Annotated in this window: 5 protein-coding genes; 1 reads left to right on the top strand and 4 read right to left on the bottom strand. The window is 33.2% G+C overall.

The features are described from left to right. The 4 genes from RYP29_RS07925 to RYP29_RS07910 all read right to left on the bottom strand — a co-directional run. Positions 1–824: ChbG/HpnK family deacetylase (locus RYP29_RS07925; protein WP_311532978.1), on the bottom strand; the 824-nt coding region annotated here is incomplete at its 3' end. Between the two features lie 251 nt (positions 825–1075). After that, positions 1076–1870 (bottom strand): RNA methyltransferase, encoded by a 795-nt coding sequence (locus RYP29_RS07920; RefSeq protein WP_311532976.1) that lies wholly within the window; start codon positions 1868–1870, stop codon positions 1076–1078. Next, positions 1852–3582, bottom strand: coding sequence for an ABC transporter ATP-binding protein (locus RYP29_RS07915; RefSeq protein WP_311532975.1), 1731 nt, complete (start codon positions 3580–3582; stop codon positions 1852–1854). Before RYP29_RS07915 ends, RYP29_RS07920 begins: the two co-directional genes overlap by 19 nt. Next, positions 3582–5297 carry an ABC transporter ATP-binding protein gene (locus RYP29_RS07910; RefSeq protein WP_311532974.1) on the bottom strand — a complete coding sequence of 572 codons (1716 nt, stop codon included), beginning with the start codon at positions 5295–5297 and terminating at the stop codon, positions 3582–3584. Before RYP29_RS07910 ends, RYP29_RS07915 begins: the two co-directional genes overlap by 1 nt. Before the next feature lie 198 nt (positions 5298–5495). Here RYP29_RS07910 and tpx point away from each other — a divergent pair. Continuing rightward, positions 5496–5887 (top strand): thiol peroxidase (gene tpx / locus RYP29_RS07905; protein WP_311532972.1); only part of this gene is annotated, 392 nt, incomplete at its 3' end.

Raw genomic sequence — 5887 nt, 5'->3', positions numbered from 1 at the left:
ATATTATGTTGTGAAATATATCTACGTATATTATCGGATGTCATAGCAGATAGTTCATCTTGCCAATGATACCCCCAATTATATTGCTTTCTTAAAATTTCATCACTAATGCCTGGATGCGTCATAATTTCATGGGCCCCAGATAGAGAGCTAACTTGTTTTAAAATCGATAATAATTCTGTTTCTCCTAAAGCACCACCATTAATCATACCCCAGAAGTATTGTGTAAAGTAAATCCCCTTGTCGCGAATGCTAGGCAATGCTTGAGCAGCCACGGTGCTCAAACCACATTTCCCCATAATACGAACAGGATTATGCACGCCATTTAAAAATGTTATTTTTTCATTTGGCACACGTATAGCTTTAATTTTATATCGCATAGCTTGCTCTAAAACTATAGGTAGAATACTAGGTAATACATGCATATGTTGGTGTCCATCAATATGAGTTACGTTTACACCAGATTCCATAATTTTAGAAACTTGCTTTGTAATCTCTGTTCTCACTTCATCATAATTAATAGAGCCACTATATATGCGCTTCATAAACTCTACATAATTATCAACAAAAACACCTTCTTTTGTTACAAGACTAGGAATTTCACTAGGATCACTTACAGGGGCGATTCCTCCCACCAAAGCTATGTGAATACCTATACCCAACTTTGGATATTCCTTTGCCATATCTACTGCTTCATTAAAAGCAGCACCACTTGCCAATATAGATGTGCTTGTAATAGCACCTTTAGTATGCCCTACAATGATACCTTCATTTATAGCTGAATGAAGGCCAAAATCGTCAGCATTTATAATTAATTTTGACATATGCGTGCCTCTTTATTCGTAAAAACGGGAAAACAATGTTCACTCAGAAAAGATATATGTTATTTTAACAAATACAGGTATATAAAATCAATACAAAATAGCAATACTTGTATACTGGAAACGGACTTTTTATATCGTTTTCACATAATTTATATACCCTTCTATCATAGATAATCATATTTTATACTACTATAGAAAATTATATACCCTGTCATCAAAAATGATCGATGACAGGGTATCGTTATAATATATTAAATTTGTTCTCTTACTTTATACATACATAGGGCGGCCGCAATTGATACGTTTAAAGATTCTATATCACCATACATGGGAATCGTAATAGCCTGATCACACATTTCAATAATTTCTCTAGACACTCCATTTCCTTCATTACCGAGTATAATCATGGTTCGTTTAGGATATGAAATGGTATGATAAGGTTTTGCATTTTCTAGTGAGGTAACATAGGTTTCTATCGTATTATCCTTTATGAAATCATAAAATTCAGATAATGTGACATCTTCAAAAATCGGAATATTACAAAGCGCACTCATCGTACTACGTACGCATTTTTCGTTATAAGGATCTACGGTTCCTTTTAACAAGAATATACCTTTTGCACCAGCAGCCACAGCTGTACGAATTATGGTACCTAAGTTTCCCGGATCCTGTACACCATCTAGTGCGACATATAATCCATCCTCTACTATCAATGAATGCAAATCATTAACACATTTTTTCGCTATACCTAGTATACCCTGTCCATTTACAGAGTGCTCAATTTTATCAAATATTGGATCTTGTACTACATAGACGGAAGAAACAGTCAAACCTTTTTCCACTAGTGGTTCCAATTCACTTCGCTTTGATTCTCTAATTAAAATAGAGCGCAAACAATCTTTTTTTCCTATATCCGTTACAGCACGAATTCCTTCCACCATATATTCACCAAATTTTTGTCGATATTTTCGCTGTTGTAAACTGATAATATGTTTTATAGTCTTATTGTCTTTCGATTGAATATAATCTATTTTTGGTGATTCCATAACTCGTAAAAATCCCCCTTATGTTGCATAAGCTCATCAAATGTTCCATCTTCCACAATCTTACCATAAGAAAGAACTAGAATTCTATTTGCTTTTTGTACAGTTGATAAACGATGCGCTACATTTATAATTGTTTTTTCACCACGTATAGTTTCAATACTTTCTTGAATTTGTGATTCCGTATGACTATCGATATTTGCCGTTGCTTCATCAAGCAATAAAATCGGTCTATTTAAAATCAACGTTCTTGCAAAGGCTAATAATTGCTTTTGACCATCTGATAATAGTGATCCCAAATATCCTACTGATGTTTGATATCCATCTGGCAAAGATTCAATCATATCGTGTAATTTAACCTTTTTAGTAGCGTCTATAATAGTGTCCATAGAGATAGAGGAATCATATAAATTAAGATTATCTTGAATCGTACCTTTAAATAAGTATGCATTTTGAAATACATAGCCCATAATATTTCTAATCATTGAAGAATCATATTGGCTAATATCATGACCATTAATATAAATGTTGCCTTTTGTAGGTCGCAATATTCCCATCAATAATGAAAGTAATGTTGATTTTCCACTACCAGATAGTCCTACAATACCAAGATACTCTCCTTTTTTTACTGTAAAAGAAATGTTATTCAAAGCATATACATCACTGTTATCATAGGAGTAATACACATCTTTTAATTCGATGGTATCAATGGTCTTAAATTCATTGGGAACAGTTGTTATCAACTCGCGCTTTGGTTCATCTAAAATAGGAATCAATCGTTCTGCACCGGCCAATGCACTTTGCAAGGAATTATATTTATCAGCAATTTCTTTCATAGGTTGAAAGAATCGATCCATATATTGTATAAATGCAAATACCGTACCTGCATCTGCTACGGATTCTAATAGATTTGTCATTGTAAAAATAACAATGAGTGCCACAAAGAACAAACCATCTACGAGAGGTCGAAAAATAGAAAATGTTGTAACCTCAAATATACCAGCTTTTAAAAACTCACGATTGACAGAATCGTACCGTTGTTCAATACTTCTTTCACCTAAATAAGTTTTTACAATTAATATGTAATTCAACAATTCTTTGATGCTCGAATTAGATGCTGCTACAGAAGAACGAACTTGTCTAAAAGCTTTTCTGGAAAATTTTTGATACACCCAGATAATACAACCCATGATAGGAATCAACAAGGTCATAACAATTGCTAATGGCACATTAATAGCATACATAAAAACTAATATGCCCAAAATCATCAATGCACTGCTTATGAGTTTTAGCAATACATCTGTATATAATGTACGCAATGATTCTACGTCATTGGTAATACGGGTTACCCAATTACCTATAGGCAAAGACTGAAAATCTTCAGCGGATTTATGAAGAATTTTTTCAAATACAGTACTGCGTATATGAAAAATAATCTTCTGCCCAAATGTAGATAATAAATAGTTTTGTAGGAGGATAAAGACAATGCTGCCAACTATAGTTAATGCATATAGTCCAGCATAATGCTGAATAGTATTCAAATCTTTCATAGCAAAGCCTAAATCGATAGCTTGTTTAGAAAGATATGGACGTATAAGCGAGCATAATAGATTACTAATAAGGGCTATACTAGCCAAAATGAGTAGCCATAAATAAGGCCTAATATATTTTGTTAAATATGTAAATAGGCGCCAATCATTATACTTTAGTTTCATTATTGGGCCTCCTTATTTTGAGCTGTATACATCTGATAATATAAACCGTTTTTACACATTAACTCATCATGTGTTCCAACTTCGCAAATTCTACCTTCATCAAATACAATGATACGATCCGCATGCTTGATTACCTCTAATCGTTGGGATATACATAAAATAGTTTTATCCTTTGTAGATTGCAATATTTGTAACATTTTATCTACAGTTATGGCATCTAAAGCAGAGAAGCAATTATCTAATAATAAGTAAGGTGCATTTTTGTAAAATCCACGTGCAATATTTATACGCTGTTTTTGACCACCTGATAAATCGCGCCCTTCCTCTGCTAATACGCTTAATGGATTCTCCAAATCCTTTCCTAAGTCACGATATAATTGAGCTTTTTTGGCTGCTTCAGCAACGGTAGTATGATTTTTATTTTCATAACCGAAGCTAATATTGTCAGCAATTGTTGAACTTAGTAGATATGACTGCGTTGGTACATAAGAAATCGAATTTCTAACAGTACCAATGGGCAGTGTCGTAATATCTTGATTATTAATATAAATAGTTTTTGATGGTGCTTTTTGAAGTCCTAATAACAATTTGAAGAGTGTACTTTTACCAGAGCCAGGCTTACCGACTATACCTACAAACTCTCCTTTTTTGAAGGTAATATTAATTTGACGTAATGCAGGTGATTTAGATTCATCATAGGTAAAATTTAAATATTTTATATCAATATCGCCTAAACCAAGTTGTTTACCATCAGTGTCATTACATTCTGCAGGAAGACTCATAAAATCAATAATTCGATCAAGGGAGGCCATCCCCTTTTGAACTATGGCTACTAATGAACCCAAAGAAATCAATGGGCCTATAATAAGCATAATAAAAGCATTGATTGTAACGAACTCACCGACAGTCATAAGGCCTTCTACGGCTAACGTACCACATATATACATACTAATACTGATGCATATAAATGGCGCAATCATAGTTAAAGGCGATAAAATAGCATCAAGAATAGCTACACTCATATTATCGGAATAATTTTTCTTGTTAATACGATTAAACAATCCTCCTATAATCGATTCTTTATTAAAAGCGCGAATAACATCCATGCCTTGGAATAGTTCTTGCCCAAATTCTGTCATGTCACTATATGTAGTTTGAGCCTGACGTTGTTTCTTTCGTAAACGCCGGCCTAGTGTAAAAATTGAACCTAAAATAAAAATAACCGGTGTCATAATTTTTAAGGCTAAAATAAAATCTATTTTTTGAATTAATATGATAGAGCCCAATATAGAATATAAAATAATATCAACGACGATCATAACACCTAAACCTAGGGCAACGCGTAATGATGTAACATCATTTGTCATCAAAGCCATTACCTTACCAGGTCCATTAACATCATAATATGTAGTAGGGATTTCTAAAGCACGAGCACATAATTTTTGGCGGAATAAATACTCCATGCGTCGGATAGATCCTAATAATGTTCTACGTGATATAACTTTCAATATAGTAATAATGATTAATAAACCAATAAAATACAATATATAATGGGTTAAGCCCTCTTTATTATGACTCAATGTATCGATGGCACTACCAATTAATTGTGGTACAATTAAAAAAGCTACATCGATTGCGATTAGCATAGTTAAACCGATGAGATAATATATACCTTCACGGCGAAAAAATTCCTTGAAAATTGCATATGGATTCATCGAATACCTCCTGTTTTCTTTCTATCGTACCATTTACTACATAATTCTTCTACCTAAAACATAAAACCTAACTATATCCAAAATTAATAGCAAACTATATCGAAAAAATTAGTTTACTAAAATGGATAGAAATGGTATACTAACCATAGAAACATTGTTTAATCTATTTAGTATATAAACTCTTAGGAGGAATGAAACATGGAAAAACGTACTGGTGTTGTAACATTTGCAGGTAACCCTATCACATTGGTAGGCCCAGAAATTAAAGTAGGTCAACAAGCACCTTATTTCACTGTATTATCTAACGATTTACAACCTAAAACTTTGAAAGATTATGAAGGTAAAGTAAAAGTAATCTCCGTAGTACCTTCTCTTGATACTGGCGTATGTGATGCACAAACTCGTTGGTTCAACCAAGATGCAACAGGTTTATCTGATGATGTTGTAGTATTGACAATTTCTATGGACCTTCCATTTGCTCAAAAACGTTGGTGCGGTGCTGCAGGCGTAGATAAAGTAGAAACATTGTCCGACCACAAAGATGCTTCTTTCGGTACAAACTATGGTTTCTTAATCGAAGAATTACGTCT

The organism is uncultured Veillonella sp., assembly GCF_963534045.1.
In the GTDB taxonomy this organism is placed as follows: Bacteria; Bacillota; Negativicutes; order Veillonellales; family Veillonellaceae; genus Veillonella.
Note: the sequence above shows the minus strand (reverse complement) of the source record. Positions and strands in the feature narration are given on the sequence as shown.

Excerpts from the sequence above, each read along its gene's own strand:
- RYP29_RS07920 (WP_311532976.1), bottom strand. The coding sequence starts at position 1,870 with ATGGAATCACCAAAAATAGATTATATTCAATCGAAAGACAATAAGACT.
- RYP29_RS07915 (WP_311532975.1), bottom strand. The coding sequence starts at position 3,582 with ATGAAACTAAAGTATAATGATTGGCGCCTATTTACATATTTAACAAAA.
- RYP29_RS07910 (WP_311532974.1), bottom strand. The coding sequence starts at position 5,297 with ATGAATCCATATGCAATTTTCAAGGAATTTTTTCGCCGTGAAGGTATA.